The following is a 17,373-nucleotide window of genomic DNA, read 5'->3' as shown; positions in this document are numbered from 1 at the left end:
GCCATGCGTTCCCTCCCTGAATCGTTATCTCTGCGCAATTTCCCGCTCAGGTCCCCGCTCTACTGTCGAGGGTCATGACCCGAGCATCACTGACGCGACTGGCCGTCGCCGGCGCCGCCGTGGTGGGCGTCGCGGCCCTCACGATGGGCACGGCCGCCGCATCTCCCGCTCCCCAAGCCGGCAAGCACGACAAGAAGCCCGGCCCCTCCGTCCCCGTCCGGTTGCTGACCATCAACGACCTCCACGGCAACCTCGAGCCCCCGACTGGGTCCAGCTCCCGGATCCTCGACCCGAACGGCGCGAACACCGACACCGACGGCTCGCTGACCGGCATCGCCGGCGCCAAGTACTCGATCGCGGGCGGCGCCTCCTACCTGGCCGCCCACCTCAAGCAGCTGCGCGACGCCAACACCCTCCTGGTCGGCGCGGGCGACCTCATCGGCGCCTCGCCGCTGCTGTCCGCCGCCTACCACGACGAGCCGACCGTCGCCCTGCTCGACCAGCTCGGCCTGACCGCCTCCTCGGCCGGCAACCACGAGTTCGACGAGGGCATCGACGAGCTCAACCGCATCATGAACGGCGGCTGTCACCCGGTCGACGGCTGCTCCCCGGCCGGTGAGTGGAAGGGCACGAGCTTCGACTACCTCGGGGCGAACGTGCTCAAGGAGGGCAAGGGCGACTACGCCCTGCCGCCCTACTACGTCAAGAAGATCAACGGGGTGAAGATCGGGTTCATCGGCCTGGTGACCCAGACCACCCCGAACATCGTCACCGCCGCCGGCATCAAGGGCCTGCAGTTCACCGAGGAGGTCGCGGCGGCCAACAAGGTGTCGAGGGAGCTCGCCAAGCACGGCGTCAAGGCGCAGGTCGTGCTGGTCCACGAGGGCGACAACATCACCCCGAACCAGGACCCCAGCTCATGCCCGGTCGTTCCCGGCAACGGCTCGCGGATCGCCACCGGGCTCGACCCACAGATCGACCTGGTCATCAGCGGCCACAGCCACCAGGCGTACGTCTGCAAGGTGAAGGACCCGGCCGGTCAGGACCGCGTCTACACCCAGGGCTCGTCGTTCGGCCGCGCGATCACCCAGATCGACTTCCGGGTGGACCGTAAGACGAAGGACATCGTCCGCTCCAGCGTCGTCGCCAAGAACAACGTGGTGACGCGTACCGTCACCCCGGACGCCGACACCGAGGCGTACATCAAGACCTGGCAGGAGCGGGTCTCGACCGTCGCCAACAAGCCGATCGGCCAGATCACGGCCAACATCGGGCGCGGCGGCAACGTGGGCGAGACCCCGCTCGGCGACCTCATCGCCGACGCGCAGCTGGAGGCGACGAAGGACGGCGGCAACGCGGAGATCGCGCTGATGAACCCGGGCGGGGTCCGCACCGACCTGACCTACGCGCAGAGCGGCTCCGAGGGCGACGGCGTCGTGACGTACGGCGAGGCCTTCCAGGTGCAGCCGTTCAACAACCTCATGCAGGTCGTCACGCTCACCGGGGCCCAGCTGAAGGCGCTGCTGGAGCAGCAGATCTGGACGGTCGACCCGGTGACCGGCGGCATCACGCAGCGAATCCTCCAGCCGTCCGCGTCGCTGACCTACACCTTCGACACGACGAAGCCGGTGGGCTCGCGGGTCTCCGACATCAAGATCAACGGCACCGCGGTGACCGACGCCCAGCAGATCCGGGTGGCCGCCAACAACTTCCTCGTCGGCGGCGGCGACGGCTTCTCCGTCTTCACCCAGGGCACGAACCTGTGGAGTGGCCCGCTGGACATCGACGCGTTCGTCGCCTACATGGGCGCGCACTCGCCGATCGCCCCGCCGGCGACCGGCCGTATCAACCTCATCAGGTAACCAGGCGAAACGCGATGGCCCGCCCCATCGGGGCGGGCCATCAGCGGCGAGCCGGTTCGGCCTCGTTCTGCTGCTCGCCGCCGCGGTCGGGGACGAAGCGGTAGCCGACGTTGCGGACCGTTCCGATGAGCGCCTCGTACTCGGCGCCCAGCTTGGCACGCAGGCGCCGTACGTGCACGTCCACGGTCCGGGTGCCGCCGAAGTAGTCGTAGCCCCAGACCTCCTGCAGCAGCTGGGCCCGGGTGAAGACCCGGCCCGGGTGCTGGGCGAGGTACTTCAGCAGCTCGAACTCCTTGAACGTGAGGTCCAGCGCGCGCCCGCGCAGCCGGGCCGTGTAGGTCGCCTCGTCGATCGTCAGGTCGCCGCTGCGGATCTCGTCGGGAACCTCCTCGGCGGCGGCCAGCGCCAGCCGCCCGACCGACATGCGCAGCCGGGCCTCGACCTCCGCCGGTCCCGCGGTGTCGAGGAGCACGTCGTCGACACCCCACTCCGCCGACATCGCCGCCAGGCCGCCCTCGGTCACGATCGCCATCAGCGGGGACGTGACGCCGGTCGTCCGCATCAGCCGGCACAGGCTCTTGGCCTGCACCAGCTCGCGGCGCGCGTCCACCAGGATGGCGTCGGCCGGGGGTATATCGATCAGCGCGGAGGCCTCGGCGGGCGCGACCCGCACCGAGTGAAGCAGCAGTCCGAGTGCCGGGAGCACCTCCGCCGACGGCTCCAGAGCGTTGGTCAGCAGGAGCAGATTGCTCACATGAGCCTCCTCGCACACCATGTCGGCTCGGCGCCGTTTGCAGCACTGGAAACCGCGACAGCCGTACAAACACGTAAGGACCCGGGGGCCACATCGCCCGAGTCCATTAATTCGTAGGGTAGCCCACACGAAGTTTGCGTCCAATGAGCGTCACCCGTGTGAACAACACGTCACGTGGTTTACCGCCGTAACGTGACGGTGACGGAGAGCTTCCGGCGGGTGGCGGAGAATCGAGAGGAGCGGCGCGTCATGGCCAGGGGAACGATCCGCTACTGGGCGGCGGCGAAGGACGCCGCAGGCGTGCCGGAGGAGGCGTTCGACGCCGAGACACTGGGGGACCTGCTCGCGCAGGTCTCACGCGACCCGGCCGTCGAGCGCGTGCTGCGCCGTTGCTCCTTCCTCGTCGACGGCGCCCCGGCGGGTACGCGCGATCCGGCGGCGATCGACCTGCCCGAGGGTGCCGTGGTCGAGGTTTTACCCCCCTTCGCCGGGGGATGAGCAGCACGTGCCTCTCCCGTCAATCTTCGCCCCTCGCGTCGCCCAGAGCGGCACCTCGCCGCGTTGTCATCGTCGCCCGTAGCCTCCGCTACGGCCTCCCCCTCCGCCTTGCGATGCACCACTCTGGACACCGCTCGTTCCGGGCGAATCTTGCCGGTCAAGGCACTACTCTGATCACAAAGGCGCCTTCGGAGGAGTCGGATGCGCAAATTGGTCGTGGCCGTGGCTCTGCTGGCCATCGTGCTCGTCGTGCTCGACCGGGTCGCCGTGGTCGGGGTGCAGCGTGAGATCGCCCGGCAGATCGAGGCGAAGTACGACCTGGCGCAGGCGCCGTCGGTGCAGGTGAAGGGCATACCGTTCCTCACCCAGGCCGTCTCGGGCCGCTACGAGGAGATCGCCATCGGTATCGACAAGGTGGAGCGGGAGGGCATCCAGCTCGAGCGCATCGACGCCACGCTGTACGGCGTCACCGCCCCGCTCTCCGATCTGATCCAGAACGCCGCGACCACCGAGATCCGGGCCGAGCGCGTGACGGGGACCGTGGTCATCTCCCGGGAGACCCTGTCGGCCCGCGCCCCCCGCGGCATCAAGGTCGAGGGCGCCGGAGACGACGCGCTCCGCGTCTCGGGCAACGTGACCGTGCTCGGCAACCAGGTGCCGGTCACCGCCGACCTGAAGATCCAGGTGGTGCAGGGCGGGATACGGCTCACGCCCACCGACGTGAAGATCGCGGGTGGCATCCCCGTGCCGAACGCCGAGCGGCTCATCTCGTTCACGGTGCCGGTGAAGAACCTGCCGCTCAACCTCAGGATCACCCGCGTGACATCGACGAGCGAAGGGCTCGCGGTGCAGGGCACCGCGTCCGATGTCCCCCTCCGCTGAGGGCCCGCGTGACGGCCGTCACACCGCTGAACCGTCAGGTCCCGGCGTACGTGATGAGGATGTGAGTCCAGCCGGAACCGCCGACGAGGAGCTCATACGCGCACTTTGGGAGGATCACGGAGGGCCGCTGTACGGCTACGTACTGCGGTTGACCGGTGATCCGGGCAGGGCGGAGGACGTGGTGCAGGAGACGTTGCTTCGGGCCTGGCGGCATCCCTCCGGGCTCCAGGGGCGCCCGGTTCGCGCGTGGCTGTTCACCGTCGCCCGCAACCTCGTCGTCGACCAGCACCGGGCCCGCAAGTCCAGGCCGCAGGAGACGGGCGACGAGGCGCTCGCCGTGCTGCCCGCCGACGACGAGCTCGAACGGGCCGTCGAGTCGTGGGGGGTCGCCGAGGCGCTGGCCTCGCTCAGGGCCGAGCACCGCGAGGTGCTCCTGGAGACGTACTACCGGGGGAGATCGGTGAAGGAGGCGTCGGAGATCCTCGGCATCCCGCCGGGAACGGTGAAGTCGCGGACCTACTACGCCCTCCGGGCGCTGAAACTCGCCCTGGAGGAACGGGGGCTGGCGCCATGACCTGCGAGGAGGTGCGGATCTCGCTCGGCGTGTACGTGCTGGGGGCGCTCGACGCCGAGGAGACCGCCGAGGTCGAGGCCCACCTGGAGACCTGCCCGGCGTGCCGGGCGGAGCTGGCCGAGTTGTCCGGCCTGCCGCCGCTGCTGGCCCTCGTGTCGGCCGAGGACATCGAGCGCGCCGCCGCGCCGCCGCGCGCCGTGCTCGACGGTGTCGTCGCGGGTGTTTCCAAGGGGGTTCCCGGGGGCGTGGTCGCGGCGGCGCTCCCGCCGGTCCGCGGCAAGCGTCCGTTCCGCGTGCTGCTGGCGCTCGCCGCGTCCGTCGTCGTCGCGGCGGTGGGCGGCACGGCGTGGTTGTCCGCGGCGCAGGACGCGTCGGACGGCACGACGTCGGTCGCCGCGGCGCCGGCCACGCAGAGCGACGTGGACGGGGCCGCTGACTCGGCGGCCGCCGGCCAGGCGCCCGCGGCGGAGCAGGACGTGCCGCAGGAGCAGCGGCTTTTCGACCTGAAGGAGTCGGCCGCGTCGTCGCCGGGACCCGAGCGGTCGCCGGGCGCCGTGGCGAAGAAGGTGGAGGATCCGCCCGCGGAGGCCACCGTCACCGCGCCGGCCGAGGCGCGCGGGCGCAGCGGCGACGCGCGCATCGCCGTACGGCTCGTCCCGTACGACGGCGGGACGCAGGTCGTCGCCAGGGTCGCGGGAGTGCCCGCGGGCACGGTCTGCACCTTGCGCGTGGTCGCGAAGGACGGCACGGTCTCGGCCCTCGGCAGCCGGACCGTGGGAGCGGGCGAATACCGCGGGCAGAAGATGGTCCTCGAAGGCTCGACGGCGTTGCGGCCAGGCCAGATCGCCCGCATCGAGCTCGCCGACTCGGGCGGCCACGTCCTGGTGACCGCCACGCCGTGACCTTCCCGTGATCTGGTACGGGAATCAGCCTTACCGGGCGTACGGTTGCACACCGTGATGGCAGGTGTCTTGACCCTCGTGGCCACGCTCGTCCTGGGCGTGGTCATCGGACTGGTCCTGAGACGGCGTGACGGGAGGATGCGGGCCGTGGAACACGCCCCGGTGACGAGCGCGGATCTCGGCGCCGACCTCGGCGAGCGCGCCACGCTGGTGCAGTTCTCGACCGCGTTCTGCCAGCCGTGCCGGGCGACCCGCCGGATTCTGGGCGAGGTGGCCGCCATGGTGCCCGGCGTCCGGCACGTGGAGATCGACGCGGAGTCGCGCCTCGACCTGGTCAGGCGCTTCGAGGTGCTGCGCACCCCCACCGTGCTCGTCCTCGACGAAGCGGGCAACGTCGTGAAGAAGGCGTCCGGTCAGCCGCGCAGGGCCGACGTGATCGCCGCCCTCGGCGCGGCCGTGGACAGCGCGTCTCATGGGCCGTCTCATCCATCGGACAAGGTGTGACAGATGCCGAGACGGAAGGTACTGTCATGACCATGACTCCCACGACAGAGCTGCTCACGAAGCGGCGCGCGGTGGACTTCTGCCGCGTCGCGACCTCGCTCTGTCGCATGGCCTGAGGGTGATTCCTGCGGCTTCGTGCCGCGTTCCAAGAATCCTTCAGGAGCATCCCCACGATGCAGATCGACCCTCGTGGCCCGCGTTTCGGCGCGGCCGTGACCAGCCTGGTCCTCGCGGCCGTACTGGTCACGCAGAATCCCTGGCTCCTCGCCGTGCAGGCGGTCGTCTTCGCGCTCGGCGCCGTTGACGCGTCGCCGTACGGGCTGGTCTTCCGCCGGTTCGTACGGCCGAGGCTGGGGCCGCCGGCCGAGACGGAGGACGCGGCGCCGCCGCGGTTCGCGCAGGCCGTCGGACTGGGGTTCGCGATGGTGGGACTGATCGGATTCGCGGCGGGGATCACCGCACTGGCCTTGGGTGCGACAGCAGCGGCACTGCTGGCCGCCTTCCTCAACGCAGCGTTCGGCTTCTGCCTGGGCTGCGAAACGTACCTGCTCATTCGCCGTCTACAACCTGGGAGAATCCAATGAGCCGCTCCGCCGTTCTGGTGGACGCCGACTGGGTCGAGGCCAACCTCGACACGCCGGGTGTCGTGCTCGTCGAGGTCGACGAGGACACCAGCGCCTACGACAAGGGTCACATCCGCGGTGCCGTGAAGATCGACTGGAGGACGGACCTGCAGGACCCGGTCCGCCGCGACTTCGTTGACAAGGCGGGCTTCGAGGCCCTGCTGTCGGCCAAGGGCATCGCCAACGACGACACCGTCGTCCTGTACGGCGGTAACAACAACTGGTTCGCGTCCTACGCCTACTGGTACTTCAAGGTCTACGGCCACGGCGAGGTCAAGCTGCTCGACGGCGGCCGTAAGAAGTGGGAGCTGGAGTCCCGCGAGCTGGTCGAGGACGTCGTGGAGCGGCCGGCCACCCAGTACGTGGCCTCGGAGCCGAACAACGACATCCGCGCCTTCCGCGACGACGTCGTCGCCGCGATCGGCAAGCAGAACCTGGTCGACGTGCGCTCGCCCGACGAGTTCACCGGCAAGCTGCTCGCCCCGGCCCACCTGCCGCAGGAGCAGGCGCAGCGCGGTGGCCACGTGCCCACCGCCCGCAACATCCCGTGGTCGAAGGCGGCCAACGACGACGGCACCTTCCGCTCCGACGACGAGCTCCGCGAGCTCTACTCCGGCGCCGGCGTGGACCTCGCCAAGGACACCATCGCCTATTGCCGCATCGGCGAGCGCTCCGCGCACACCTGGTTCGTGCTGCACGAGCTGCTCGACCAGCCCAACGTCAAGAACTACGACGGTTCGTGGACCGAGTACGGCTCGCTCGTGGGCGTGCCGATCGAGCTGGGGGAGGCCCGCTGATGACTACCCAGGGTTGCGCTGCTCCTGAGCAGACCGTCGCGCTGCCGGCCGGCATCGACCTGGCCAACCAGGCCGTGATCCAGGGCGTCGTGTCCGGCGCCGGCACGGCGTACGCCCGCCTGCTGGACCACAGCGGCGAGTTCACCGGCGAGGTCGTCGTCTCCGACGAGGGCATCTTCCGCTTCTTCGCCGCTCCCGGTCAGTGGACCGTCCGCATCATCGCCGGCGGCGGCGTCACCAAGGACGTCCCCGTCGAGGCCAAGCTCGGCGAGGTCGTCCAGCTCTCGGTCGCCGTCTGATCCACCGCCTCGCAGAAGGCCGGTGCGTTCCCGCGAACGCACCGGTCTTCTGCGTTTTCCTGGGGCGGCTAGTATTACGTGGTACATGTAATACGTGACGGGGACGAGCGCGATGCGACTGAACAGCAAGGGACAGGTAACCATTCCCGCCGAGATCCGCGAGAAGTACGGCCTGCACCCCGGCGACGAGGTCGACGTGATCGAAGTGGGCAACACCCTGCGGATCGTGCGCCGGGAGAGCAGCAGCACGCGGGGGCAGCGGGCCGCGCAGCGACTCCGGGGCAGCGCGACGACGTCCATGACCACCGACGAGATCATGGGACTGCTGCGTGACGAGTAACACCTTGCGTGTCGTTCGCGAGCAGGTCACCCTCGTGGATTCCTGCGTTCTGCTCGACGTCGCCACCGATGACCCCAAATGGGGGGCCTGGTCCGCCGACGCCTTGGCTCGGGTGCTGGACGAAGGACGGCTGGTTCTCAATCCGGTCGTGTACTCCGAGGTGTCGGTCGGCTACGCGAGCATCGAGAGCCTGGACGAGGCGTTGCCGCCCGAGGATTACGAGCGTGAGGACGTTCCCTTCGAGGCGGCCTTCCTGGCCGGCAAGGCCTTTCTCGCCTATCGCAGGCGCGGGGGCGGGAAAAGGTCGCCGCTGCCCGACTTCTTCATCGGCGCGCACGCTGCGGTGCGGAAATACCGGCTGCTCACTCGCGACACCGCCCGGTATCGGACCTACTTCCCCACAGTCGAGCTCATCACGCCTTAGGAGGAAGCGGGAGCCGATAACATGCGGCAGGTGTCCGGAACGTCCACACTGCCCGCCCCCCGCAGGTTCGCCTGGATGCTGTCGCCGTACGCGTTGCCGCTGCACGCCCTGCGGATCCTCGCGAAGTGCGCGCTCCCGCTGATCATCTGGTTCTCGCTCGGACGGCTCGTCCGGTGGTCGCTGCTCCTGCTGGCCGCGACCATCTCGCACGGCTCGTGGTACCAGGTCCGGCTGGTCCTGGTGATGTTCCTCTTCACGCTCGTCGTGATGACGTCGCTCGCCACGACTGTGGGCATGCTGTACGTCGTCCGCGAGGCGCTGGTGGAGACGCAGGCCAGGCGCGCGGGCGGCGAGGCCAAGGAGAGCCTGCTCAACGCGCTCAACCGGACCGCGCTCGTCTTCGCCGGCATCTACATGACCTGGGGGTTCGTCGCCGACGACGCTCGGGAATTCGCCGACATCGACCTGATGAGGCAGCCGGACCGCATCTTCATCGACGCGGGCACCGGTCAGGACAGCGGGGTGATGGTCGGCCTCGTCAGTCTGGACCCGAAGGTCTCCCTGGGGACGATGATCGTCGCCTACGCGGTCAAGTGGTACTTCGGCCGCCGCCACGAGGCGGGGGAGGGCCGCTTCTCCGGCATGCTCGCCACGTTCGGGGAGCTCGCGTTCGCGTTCTACGGACTCAACGCGGTCGCCGCCGCCGTGGGGGCGCGCTCCGACTGGATCGGCGACCGGTCCGCCGTCGCCGCCTGGCATGATCTCACCGCCAGGGCCGAGGAGAGCGTCCCGGGGTGGAAGCCGGCCTCGGAGTGGCTGGGCGGCGTGTGGCCGCACGTCATCGAAGCCCTCGCCATCCCGCTCGCATGGCTGACGGTCGGCATCCTCGTGTACGGCGCGTACGCGGAGGACACCCGGACCACGATCAGGGGGACCCGCCTGGAGCAGGCGGCGGCACACCTGGAGCGCACGCACGACTGGACGCGGCGGACGCTGATCAAGCTGAGCGACGGCTGGACCGCCCGCTGGATCCCGCTGCTCAACTCCCTGCGCCTGACGGCGCGCGGGGGCGCCCCGCTGTTCGGGCTGTTCGCCCTGTGCTACGTCGGGCTGCACATCGGTGGCGACTATCTCACCAGGGCGGGCCGCTATCTCACCGTGAGCGAGGAGCCGTACATGTGGTTCGTGACCGGTGAGCCGATCGTCTTCGTGACGGACCTGGTCGTGACCCTGGTGACCATGTGCCTGATCGCCGCCACGTTCGACATCGCCGCGACCCGCCACCGGCTCACCGGCGGAACCGCAGAACCTGATCCTCCCTCTCCGTCGAGCTGAAGGCGGCGTCGACGAAATCCTTGGCCGACTGATCGGGGACGTCCCGGTAGCTGCTCGGCCGCAGGAGGACCTCGGCCTCGTCCGCCACGGAACGCGGGACCACGCCCATCAGCTCCATCCGGTACGGCGTGCCGACCTTGTTCTCTTTCACGTCGGGGGGCGTCTCGTCGTTCACCGGTTCCGCCTGCCAGGTCCGGCCGCCGCGGTCGGTGAACGTGATCTTCGGGGCGCCGTGACGGATCGTGCCCTCGACGTCGAGCGCGGTGCGCGTGGCCACGATCTTCAGCCACTGACGGTCGGACGTGTCCGGCTTGCCGGTGGGATCCTTGATCTTCTCGACGGTCACCCGCCACGAGACGTGCTGCCAGACAGCCGCCTGGCCCGGCTGGACGACGTGCACGACGTCGCTGGGCCTGCCGTACTCGTACACCTCGTAGCCGAACCAGGTCGGCATCCCGACGGCCAGCACGACGGACAACGCCGTTCCCCCGATCAGGAGGCCCGTCCGCTTCGGGCGTGCCGGAGGCGCCTCGGCGACGGCGGGAGGAGGAACCACCGGCTCGGTCGCGAGAGCCGCGGGCGGTGGCTTGCGGTTCGTGCGCAGCGCGGGGAAAGGCTGCGTCGAGCGGTCCTCCCCTTGCCCCTCGCTTTCGGGCTCCGGCGGCGGCCAGACGCGCACGTCCCCCGGCGACGCCAGCGTGCCCGGAATGGGCACGGACGGAGGCGCCGTGGGTACGGGACGCGGCAGCGCGCCGGCGTAGGTGATGTCGGTGGGCTGCTCGGCCGGGGGAGCGAACCAGTCCCGGCCGTCCTGACCGTTTCTCGGCGGGGTTCCGCCCATGGGAGTCTCGGTCATCGGCTCTTGCTCACCAGTGAGTGGTACTCCTCCGCCTGCGAGACCAGGCGGGCGGCCGAGTCGTCGGACAGCCCGAGATCCACCTGGGCCTCGGGAGCGAAGGTGTCGACCACAATCGCGGAGTTGGGGGGGACGAAGACCAGGGCGGCGCCGGGCAGCGCGTCCTTGGGCACCTCGAAGACCAGGAGACCGCTGACCCAGAAGCCCGGCTGGATCCACCTGTTGAAGAGCGTGAGAGAGTTGTCCACCTTGTCGGTGGGACGGTAGCGGCGGCCGTCCTCGGTCAGCAGGAACGGCGGGCCCAGCGTGCTCAGCCGCATCGGTTCGCGGGTGCTGGTGGCGGAGACATCCACCAGGAGGAAGATGTTGCTCGTCTCCACCTTGGTCACCTTGTTGGAGTAGTCCGTGGTGTCCACGGCGCGGGCGGCCGTCACCGACTGGACCTTCACGGTGAAGCGCTTGGCCTCCACGGTCTCGCCGATGCGGCCCTTGTAGGTGATGAACGACAAGCGATCCTCGAAGGACATCGTGTGGTTCTGCTGCACGTAGACGGCCGCCGCCGCGAGCGCGATCCCCGCCACTCCGGCCGCGATCCGGCGCCCGGCGCCACGACGGGGGGGCCGGTCGGCCACGGAATGACGTGCGGCACGGCTGTCCGCCTGGGTGAGCGTCATCAGCTGTTCTCCTTCCGTACGGGAAGGGTGATCTGCGAGGTGATCTTCGGCACATACCGGCCGTCGTCGCCCTCCCAGTCGCCGACGAGCTGCCAGTAATGGGTCTGGTCGCGCGAGCCGATCTTCTCGTACACGAACGACCCCAGGTCGAGGCTGATCTCCGAGGGCGCGGTCGCGGTGGGGTCGAGTTCGTACTTCACCACGACGGTGGTGGTGATCCCTGGCTGGAGCTGCTTGCTCTCGATGCCGCGGCTCAGCACGGAGACCAGCGGGCCGTACTTGGTCTTGATCTCCGGGCGGGTCCGCAGGAGGGAACCGGCGAAGCCGGTCACCGGCAGGACCTTGTCACCGGGTTGGCGGATGATGCCGACCGAGGCGGTCTCCTTGCCCATGTTGGTGACCTTGAGGACGAGCTCCAGATAGCGCTTCGTGGTGCCGAAGTCGCCCTTCTCGGTGGTGTCGATCGCCTTGATGAACTGGGTGTGGAACTGCCCCTGGTCGATGGTGTCCCCGGGCGAGACCACGGGCGGGGGTTTCTGCGGGGCCTCCGTGAAGCCGCCGAACGCGGCGGTGACGCCGATGCCCACCACGGCCAGCGCGGAGGCGACCGGGACGAGGACCGGGCGTCGTCGGCGGGCGCCATTGGGGGATGACGTCATGGCAGTCGATCGTAGTACGACCACACTTGCCCCATTGGTCGCATTGGTTCGGTCCCCCGGGCGGAAATACGTCCGAATGGCGAGAAGCCCGCCCTGACAGGGCTTCCAGCTCCTACGCTGTGACGGAGGCGGACATGGAGGGCCCGTGGGCGACCCGCACCCCGAGCATGCCCAGTTGCAGGCGGACCGGATCTACCTGGGCTGGCAGTACGCACTGCTGTACCCGGATCCCGGGCCGCCGCCGAAGCGACCGGCCAGGGAGGACGTCACCGAGCCTCCGGTGGACACCGAGTGGGTCCACCGGGAGCGGCTGCAGAAGGACCTGCTCAACCGCCCGGTCAAGATTTTCCGTACGTTCATGGCCGTGGTGGCCGCGGGGATCCTGATCCTCGGCGTGACCGGGCTGCTCACCTGGTCGTTCGTGATGCTCGGCCTGGTCGCCGCGTGCGGCGTGGCCGCCATCTGCACCTACGCCATCCGGCAGGGCGACCGTACGGTCAACGAGCGGCTCGACGAGCGCCGCCGTAAGGCGCTGCGGGAGCAGGAGCGCCGCCAGCGGGAGATCGTCACCGCGCAGGAGGAACACGCCGCGAAATACCGCGACTGGGCCGAGAAGAAGAGCCGCTTCGACCAGCAGATCAACTGGTACGCCGTGGCGGTGCCCGACGAGATCGACCGCGTCGACGTGGCCGGGGGCACGCTGACCGGCTGGTCGGCGCTGGTGACGCTGATCGGCGCGACGCGCCTCTACAGCGGCGGGCACCTGACCGTGCTCGACCTGTCGGAGGGCGCGATCGCCAAGGACCTCATCGAGCTGGCGCGCCGGGGCGGGGACGACCCGCTCGTCTGGGTGCTCCCGGTGGACCTGCCCCGGCTCGACCTGGGCTCGACGCTCAAGCCGGAGGCGTTCGCCGACGTGCTCGCCCACGTGGTGAGCGTCAGCGAGGAGACCAGCAGGGACATCGGCTTCGACAACGCGATCCTGGAGCGCGTGCTGGAGGTCCTGGGCGAGAACGCCACGATCAGCCAGGTCACCGCCGCCCTGCGGGCCCTCGCGCAGGTGGGCGACCCGCGCGACGACATGAAGTGCGGCCTGCTCACGGCGACGCAGCTCGAACGCATCGGCACGCTGTTCGGCCGGGGCGTGGCCGACCGGGTGGTCATCGAGCGGGCCTGGGCGCTGGAATCCCAGCTGCGCAAGCTGGAGACGCTGGGCTCGGAGGCCGTACGGCTGCCGCCCGCGCGGCTGCGGGTCGTCAGCATGGACCGGCAGGCGGGGGTCTTCGGCAACCGGGTGCTCGGGACGTACGTCGCGACCGCGCTCACGCACATCCTGCGCCAGTCGCCGGCCAGCGAGCGGCCCTGGTATCACACGATCATCGTGGCGGGCGCGGACAAGCTGCGCGGCGACGTGCTCGACCGGCTCATGGACGCCTGTGAGACCTCGCGCACCGGGCTCGTGCTGACCTACCGCAGCCTCACCCCGACCGTGCGGGAGCGGCTCGGCCGGGGGCACGCGGCGGTCGCGTTCATGCGCCTGGGCAACGCCGAGGACGCCCGCGTGGCGAGCGAGCACGTCGGCACCGAGCACCGCCTGGAGCTCGCCCAGCTCACCGAGACGTTCAGCTCCACGGTCAACGGCCCGAGCGGCTTCTACACCTCCACCGTCGGCGAGAGCCGTACGGAGGGGGAGGAGAAGGGCGAGGGCGACCTGCGGGAGGACATCACCGAGTCGACCGAGTGGGGGCGGCGCGCGCCCACGGTCGCGGACGGGGTCCTGCAGCGGTCGCGGGAGTTCCTGGTCGAGCCGCACCAGCTGCAGCAGCTTCCCACGACCTCCGTGATCGTCACCTACTCGACGGCCGAAGGACGCCAGGTGCGCCTCGCGGACGCGAACCCGGCGATACTCACCTTTCCCAAGACGACGCTGGGGGAGTTCGAGGAGATCCGGCGGGCGGCCTTGGCGCCCGCGGAGCCCGAGCCCGAGCCGGAGCCGGAGGAGCCCTCGCTGCCCGACGTTCCCCCCAACCTGGGCCCTCCGCCGCCCCGCCTCGACTGGCGCAAGCGGCCATGAGCAGGCCCGCGTCCGCTGCCCGACGTGCCCCCGCTGCGCTTCTCCACGGTGGGCCCTCCGCCGCCCCGCCTCCACTGGCGCAAGCGGCCATGACCGCTCCCCAAACGTCGCATGCGGCCATGACACCGTCCGTTGCCGGTAAGGGCATCGTCAACACGGCTGTGCGCACGTGATCCTTGATGGAGTCTCTCCCCTGTTCGTCGTCAATCGAGGGGTCTCATGCACGCGTTCCCCCTGAGCGGGCCGTGGTACCGGATCCAGGCCATCACGGCGCCGTCGCGTAGTTCGTCCGCGGAGTGGGACTTCGTCACGGTGCTCCCCGCGGTCCTGTCCGCCGCGCAGCGCAACCGGCCGTTCGTCATCGGCTGGCTGTCGCGGGGTTCGGGTGCGCCGCTGGAGCTCATCACCAACGCGGGGCCGCTCACACCGCCCAAGCCGCCGCGGCGCGCGGCGACGGCGCCCGAGCCGCCGGTCACCGGTCCGCAGCCGCTGCTGTTCCCCGGCGGCGCGCGCGGCGTGGAGATCGGCGACGAGTGGCTGGCCGACCTCGCCGACCTCGTCTGGACGCCGTGCCCGGGCCGGCAGGCGCCGCCGCTCTACGGCAGGCGCGAGCCGGAGCCCGACGAGACCAAGCGGCCCACCTTGTTCGAGTCGACGCTGGTCACGCTCATGTCCCGGCCGTTCGCGTGGGTGGTGGTCGCCGAGCCGACCGACCTGCTCGACGCCGAGGTGGCCCATCTGCGCACCCAGCTCAACGTGCTGCGCCAGTACGGCGACGCCTCGGAGCGGTCGCGGTTCGACGCCGAGCGGGCCGAGCGCAGGATGCAGGAGCTGGACGCCTTCCGCGAGGCAGGGCTGTGGAACGTCCGGGTGCTCGCCGGCGCGGCCGGTCCCGACGAACTGCGCCAGATCGCGCCGGTGCTGGTCGGCTCCGTGGAGATGAGCCACCACCCCTACCGGCTGCGCAGCGCGATGTCGCTGCCCGCCCTGACCGGCGACGGCACCTGCGAGTCGGTCTACGGCTTCGGCGAGGCGCTGACCGTCGACCTCCAGGATTCGGCCGACGGCGCGGCGGCGCCGTTCGCGGCGACGGCCGGGGCCCTCGCCGCGCTCGCCGGGCTGCCGCGCCGCGAGGTGCCGGGCGTCCGGGTGCTCGACGCGGGCTTCTTCGACGTGACCAGCGAGGCCGAGGTCGAGGGCTCGGCGGAGACCGTCGACCTCGGCGCGATCGTCGACGGGCAGGACCGCGCGGTCGGAACGTTCCGGGTGCCGCTCGCCACGCTGAACCGCCACGCCTTCGTCACCGGCGCCACCGGCTCGGGCAAGTCGCAGACCGTACGTCACCTGCTGGAGCAGCTCACCAAAGCGGGCATCCCGTGGCTGGCCATCGAGCCGGCCAAGTCGGAGTACGCCGCGATGGCCGGCCGGGTCGAGCACCTCGCGCCGCTGACCGTCATCAACCCCTCGGCGCCCGACAACGTGCCGATCAGCGTCAACCCGCTCGCGCCCGAGCCGGGCTACCCGGTGCAGGCCCACATCGACATGGTCAGGGCGCTGTTCATGGCGGCCTTCGACGCCGAGGAGCCGTTCCCGCAGATCATGTCGCTGGCGCTGCAGCGCGTCTACGAGGCCAACGGCTGGGACGTGGTCACCGGCGGTGGCATCCCGGGGGCCGCCGTGCAGCCGGCCGTGCCGACCCTGGAGCAGCTCCAGCAGCACGCGCTGGAGGTCATCCAGGAGATCGGGTACGGCAACGAGGTCCAGGCCGACGTCGAGGGGTTCATCAGCCTGCGCCTGCGCAGCCTGCGGGTGGGCAGCGCGGGCCGGTTCTTCGAGGGCGGCCACCCGGCCGACATAGGCGGCCTGCTCCAGCGCAACGTCGTGCTGGCCATCGAGGACGTGGCCAACGACGAGGACAAGGCGTTCCTCATGGGCACGCTGATCATCCGCATCGTCGAGCACCTGCGGATGCGCGCCCGCTCCGAACCGCGGGGCGAGGACGGCGCGGGCGGCCTGCGGCACGTCATCGTCATCGAGGAGGCCCACCGGCTGCTGCGCGACCGGGGCTCCCAGCGGGCCTCCACGCACGCGGTCGAGCTGCTGGCCGGGATGCTCGCCGAGATCAGGGCGTACGGCGAGGGCATCATCGTGGCCGAGCAGATCCCGACCAAGCTCGTCTCCGACGTCGTCAAGAACACGGCGCTGAAGGTGGTGCACCGGCTCCCGGCCGAGGACGACCGGGCGCTCGTCGGCGCGGCGATGAACCTCAGCGAGGACCAGTCGCGCCAGGTGGTTTCGCTCCAGCCGGGCTTCGCCGCGGTGTTCGCCGACGGCATGGACCGCCCGCTGCGCGTCCAGGTGCCGCTGGGCGAGGACCGCGAGCGTGAGACGCTCGGCCCGGTGCCGCCGATCTGCGGGCGCCGCTCGGCCGCCTGCGGGCGCGAGTGCCGTACGGGGAAGGCCTGCACGCTGGTCGAGCTGCGCGAGGCCGACCTGCTCGCGGTGGCCCCGGAGTGGGCGTGGCTGCGGATCTGGACCGACACGGCCGTCCTGGCGTTCGTGACGAACCGGTCGCTGCCCGGCGTGCCGCGCGTGCTCGCCGACATCTGGGCGGAGCTGCCGGCCAAGCGGCGCGAGTGCCTGCTGGCCACGCTGGTCGAGCGGTCGGTCTCGCGCCGCGCCTGGTCGCTGCGCACGTGGTTCGACCCGGCGCTGCTCACCGAGAAGGCCGCCGAGGTCGCCGCCGGACTGCTCGCGGCCGGCCAGGCGGACGGCGCGGAGGGCGACCCGCCGATGCGGGCGGGCGACCGGCCGGGCGCCGCCTGGGTCATCCCGCAGGTCCGCTGGCTGCACGAGGTGGACCGGTTGTTCCCCTTCGGCCATCCCGCGCCCAACCTGCGCAGTCCCGCCCCGGCGATGGAGTATCCGCTGTTCGGCACCGACCCCGCCGGCCGGCCGTACCCCCACCAGGGGGTCAACGGCGCCGAGCCCGCCGAGGGCGGGGTCGCGGTCGGCGTGCGCACCGAGTTGCTCGGCCACCGCGCCAAGGCGCTGCGCCACCACCCGCTGTCGATGGAGGTGGACCGCAACCGCGCGCTGGCCTGGCGGGTCATCCTGGGCGACGACGAGCACGAGGGCATCCAGCGTGACGTGACGACGGTCGCCATCGGGGTCGAGCCGCGCGAGCGGGTCAAGTACGTGGCCCAGACGATGAGCGCGGGCTGGCTGGAGACCGTGCTGTCCTGGCCACGCCGTTTCGTCCTGCCGTTCGACGGCGACACCCCCGCCGAGCTGTCCTTCGGCGCGTGATCTCGTA

Annotated in this window: 19 protein-coding genes; 15 read left to right on the top strand and 4 right to left on the bottom strand. The window is 70.6% G+C overall.

The window, feature by feature from the left end; genetic code table 11:
- The first annotated feature begins 74 nt into the window (after positions 1-74).
- Positions 75-1,862, top strand: coding sequence for a bifunctional UDP-sugar hydrolase/5'-nucleotidase (locus tag HHX30_RS34015; protein ID WP_169987380.1), 1,788 nt, complete (start codon positions 75-77; stop codon positions 1,860-1,862).
- Positions 1,863-1,902: 40 nt separating this feature from the next.
- Here the strand turns inward: HHX30_RS34015 and HHX30_RS34010 are convergent, their stop codons facing one another.
- Complete coding sequence (locus HHX30_RS34010; RefSeq protein ID WP_169987378.1) at positions 1,903-2,616, bottom strand: response regulator transcription factor; 714 nt, start codon at positions 2,614-2,616, stop codon at positions 1,903-1,905.
- Positions 2,617-2,865: 249 nt separating this feature from the next.
- Between HHX30_RS34010 and HHX30_RS34005 the strand changes: the two genes are divergently transcribed.
- The 12 genes from HHX30_RS34005 (at position 2,866) to HHX30_RS33955 (ending at position 9,794) form a co-directional block, all read left to right on the top strand.
- Positions 2,866-3,114: a MoaD/ThiS family protein gene (locus HHX30_RS34005; RefSeq protein ID WP_169987494.1), complete on the top strand. Its 249-nt coding sequence runs from the start codon at positions 2,866-2,868 to the stop codon at positions 3,112-3,114.
- Positions 3,115-3,315: 201 nt separating this feature from the next.
- The gene (locus HHX30_RS34000) at positions 3,316-3,996 is read left to right on the top strand and encodes a DUF2993 domain-containing protein (protein ID WP_169987376.1); all 681 of its coding nucleotides are present in this window, start codon (positions 3,316-3,318) and stop codon (positions 3,994-3,996) included.
- 61 nt (positions 3,997-4,057) lie between these two features.
- Positions 4,058-4,570 (top strand): sigma-70 family RNA polymerase sigma factor, encoded by a 513-nt coding sequence (locus tag HHX30_RS33995; protein ID WP_256862628.1) that lies wholly within the window; start codon positions 4,058-4,060, stop codon positions 4,568-4,570.
- A complete protein-coding gene (locus HHX30_RS40955; RefSeq protein WP_211593033.1) occupies positions 4,567-5,472 on the top strand; it encodes an anti-sigma factor in 906 nt (301 codons plus the stop codon). Before HHX30_RS33995 ends, HHX30_RS40955 begins: the two co-directional genes overlap by 4 nt.
- 138 nt (positions 5,473-5,610) lie before the next feature.
- Positions 5,611-5,976: a thioredoxin family protein gene (locus HHX30_RS33985; protein WP_249350740.1), complete on the top strand. Its 366-nt coding sequence runs from the start codon at positions 5,611-5,613 to the stop codon at positions 5,974-5,976.
- A 26-nt stretch (positions 5,977-6,002) separates the two neighbouring features.
- Positions 6,003-6,092 (top strand): putative leader peptide, encoded by a 90-nt coding sequence (locus tag HHX30_RS43530; protein WP_310742276.1) that lies wholly within the window; start codon positions 6,003-6,005, stop codon positions 6,090-6,092.
- A 57-nt stretch (positions 6,093-6,149) separates the two neighbouring features.
- Positions 6,150-6,560 carry a DUF4395 domain-containing protein gene (locus HHX30_RS33980; protein WP_169987372.1) on the top strand — a complete coding sequence of 137 codons (411 nt, stop codon included), beginning with the start codon at positions 6,150-6,152 and terminating at the stop codon, positions 6,558-6,560.
- Positions 6,557-7,396: a sulfurtransferase gene (locus tag HHX30_RS33975; protein WP_169987370.1), complete on the top strand. Its 840-nt coding sequence runs from the start codon at positions 6,557-6,559 to the stop codon at positions 7,394-7,396. The genes HHX30_RS33980 and HHX30_RS33975 overlap by 4 nt, the downstream gene beginning before the upstream one ends.
- Positions 7,396-7,695 carry a DUF1416 domain-containing protein gene (locus HHX30_RS33970; RefSeq protein ID WP_169987368.1) on the top strand — a complete coding sequence of 100 codons (300 nt, stop codon included), beginning with the start codon at positions 7,396-7,398 and terminating at the stop codon, positions 7,693-7,695. The genes HHX30_RS33975 and HHX30_RS33970 overlap by 1 nt, the downstream gene beginning before the upstream one ends.
- 112 nt (positions 7,696-7,807) lie before the next feature.
- Entirely contained in the window at positions 7,808-8,035 is a 228-nt protein-coding gene (locus tag HHX30_RS33965; RefSeq protein WP_169987366.1) for an AbrB/MazE/SpoVT family DNA-binding domain-containing protein, read from the top strand.
- Between the two features lie 4 nt (positions 8,036-8,039).
- The gene (locus HHX30_RS33960; RefSeq protein WP_169987364.1) at positions 8,040-8,459 is read left to right on the top strand and encodes a type II toxin-antitoxin system VapC family toxin; all 420 of its coding nucleotides are present in this window, start codon (positions 8,040-8,042) and stop codon (positions 8,457-8,459) included.
- Positions 8,460-8,489: 30 nt separating this feature from the next.
- A complete protein-coding gene (locus tag HHX30_RS33955) occupies positions 8,490-9,794 on the top strand; it encodes a hypothetical protein (RefSeq protein WP_169987362.1) in 1,305 nt (434 codons plus the stop codon).
- On the opposite strand, the gene HHX30_RS33950 is transcribed toward HHX30_RS33955, so the two are convergent.
- Genes HHX30_RS33950 through HHX30_RS33940 form a run of 3 tightly spaced genes read right to left on the bottom strand, consistent with a single transcriptional unit; the run spans position 9,748 to position 11,983 of the window.
- The gene (locus tag HHX30_RS33950; protein ID WP_169987360.1) at positions 9,748-10,650 is read right to left on the bottom strand and encodes a hypothetical protein; all 903 of its coding nucleotides are present in this window, start codon (positions 10,648-10,650) and stop codon (positions 9,748-9,750) included. The genes HHX30_RS33955 and HHX30_RS33950 overlap by 47 nt on opposite strands.
- Positions 10,647-11,324 carry a DUF4352 domain-containing protein gene (locus HHX30_RS33945; RefSeq protein ID WP_169987359.1) on the bottom strand — a complete coding sequence of 226 codons (678 nt, stop codon included), beginning with the start codon at positions 11,322-11,324 and terminating at the stop codon, positions 10,647-10,649. Before HHX30_RS33945 ends, HHX30_RS33950 begins: the two co-directional genes overlap by 4 nt.
- A complete protein-coding gene (locus HHX30_RS33940; RefSeq protein ID WP_169987357.1) occupies positions 11,324-11,983 on the bottom strand; it encodes a hypothetical protein in 660 nt (219 codons plus the stop codon). Before HHX30_RS33940 ends, HHX30_RS33945 begins: the two co-directional genes overlap by 1 nt.
- 145 nt (positions 11,984-12,128) lie before the next feature.
- On the opposite strand from HHX30_RS33940, the gene HHX30_RS33935 reads away from it, so the two are divergent.
- Together HHX30_RS33935 and HHX30_RS33930 are read left to right on the top strand one after the other, a co-directional pair.
- Positions 12,129-14,057 (top strand): hypothetical protein, encoded by a 1,929-nt coding sequence (locus HHX30_RS33935; RefSeq protein ID WP_169987355.1) that lies wholly within the window; start codon positions 12,129-12,131, stop codon positions 14,055-14,057.
- 219 nt (positions 14,058-14,276) lie between these two features.
- The gene (locus HHX30_RS33930; RefSeq protein WP_169987353.1) at positions 14,277-17,366 is read left to right on the top strand and encodes an ATP-binding protein; all 3,090 of its coding nucleotides are present in this window, start codon (positions 14,277-14,279) and stop codon (positions 17,364-17,366) included.
- The last annotated feature ends 7 nt before the right edge of the window (positions 17,367-17,373 follow it).

It is taken from the genome of Microbispora sp. H10836 (assembly GCF_012999525.1).
Taxonomy (GTDB): domain Bacteria; phylum Actinomycetota; class Actinomycetes; order Streptosporangiales; family Streptosporangiaceae; genus Microbispora.
The sequence above is the reverse complement of the archived record's forward strand: the minus strand, read 5'-3'. Positions and strand labels throughout refer to the sequence as shown.

Coding starts and splice junctions, on each gene's coding strand:
- HHX30_RS34015 (WP_169987380.1), top strand. CDS start 75: ATGACCCGAGCATCACTGACGCGACTGGCCGTCGCCGGCGCCGCCGTG.
- HHX30_RS33985 (WP_249350740.1), top strand. CDS start 5,611: ATGCGGGCCGTGGAACACGCCCCGGTGACGAGCGCGGATCTCGGCGCC.
- HHX30_RS43530 (WP_310742276.1), top strand. CDS start 6,003: ATGACCATGACTCCCACGACAGAGCTGCTCACGAAGCGGCGCGCGGTG.
- HHX30_RS33945 (WP_169987359.1), bottom strand. CDS start 11,324: ATGACGCTCACCCAGGCGGACAGCCGTGCCGCACGTCATTCCGTGGCC.
- HHX30_RS33965 (WP_169987366.1), top strand. CDS start 7,808: ATGCGACTGAACAGCAAGGGACAGGTAACCATTCCCGCCGAGATCCGC.
- HHX30_RS33940 (WP_169987357.1), bottom strand. CDS start 11,983: ATGACGTCATCCCCCAATGGCGCCCGCCGACGACGCCCGGTCCTCGTC.
- HHX30_RS33930 (WP_169987353.1), top strand. CDS start 14,277: ATGCACGCGTTCCCCCTGAGCGGGCCGTGGTACCGGATCCAGGCCATC.
- HHX30_RS40955 (WP_211593033.1), top strand. CDS start 4,567: ATGACCTGCGAGGAGGTGCGGATCTCGCTCGGCGTGTACGTGCTGGGG.
- HHX30_RS33970 (WP_169987368.1), top strand. CDS start 7,396: ATGACTACCCAGGGTTGCGCTGCTCCTGAGCAGACCGTCGCGCTGCCG.
- HHX30_RS33950 (WP_169987360.1), bottom strand. CDS start 10,650: ATGACCGAGACTCCCATGGGCGGAACCCCGCCGAGAAACGGTCAGGAC.
- HHX30_RS34005 (WP_169987494.1), top strand. CDS start 2,866: ATGGCCAGGGGAACGATCCGCTACTGGGCGGCGGCGAAGGACGCCGCA.
- HHX30_RS33975 (WP_169987370.1), top strand. CDS start 6,557: ATGAGCCGCTCCGCCGTTCTGGTGGACGCCGACTGGGTCGAGGCCAAC.
- HHX30_RS33980 (WP_169987372.1), top strand. CDS start 6,150: ATGCAGATCGACCCTCGTGGCCCGCGTTTCGGCGCGGCCGTGACCAGC.
- HHX30_RS34000 (WP_169987376.1), top strand. CDS start 3,316: ATGCGCAAATTGGTCGTGGCCGTGGCTCTGCTGGCCATCGTGCTCGTC.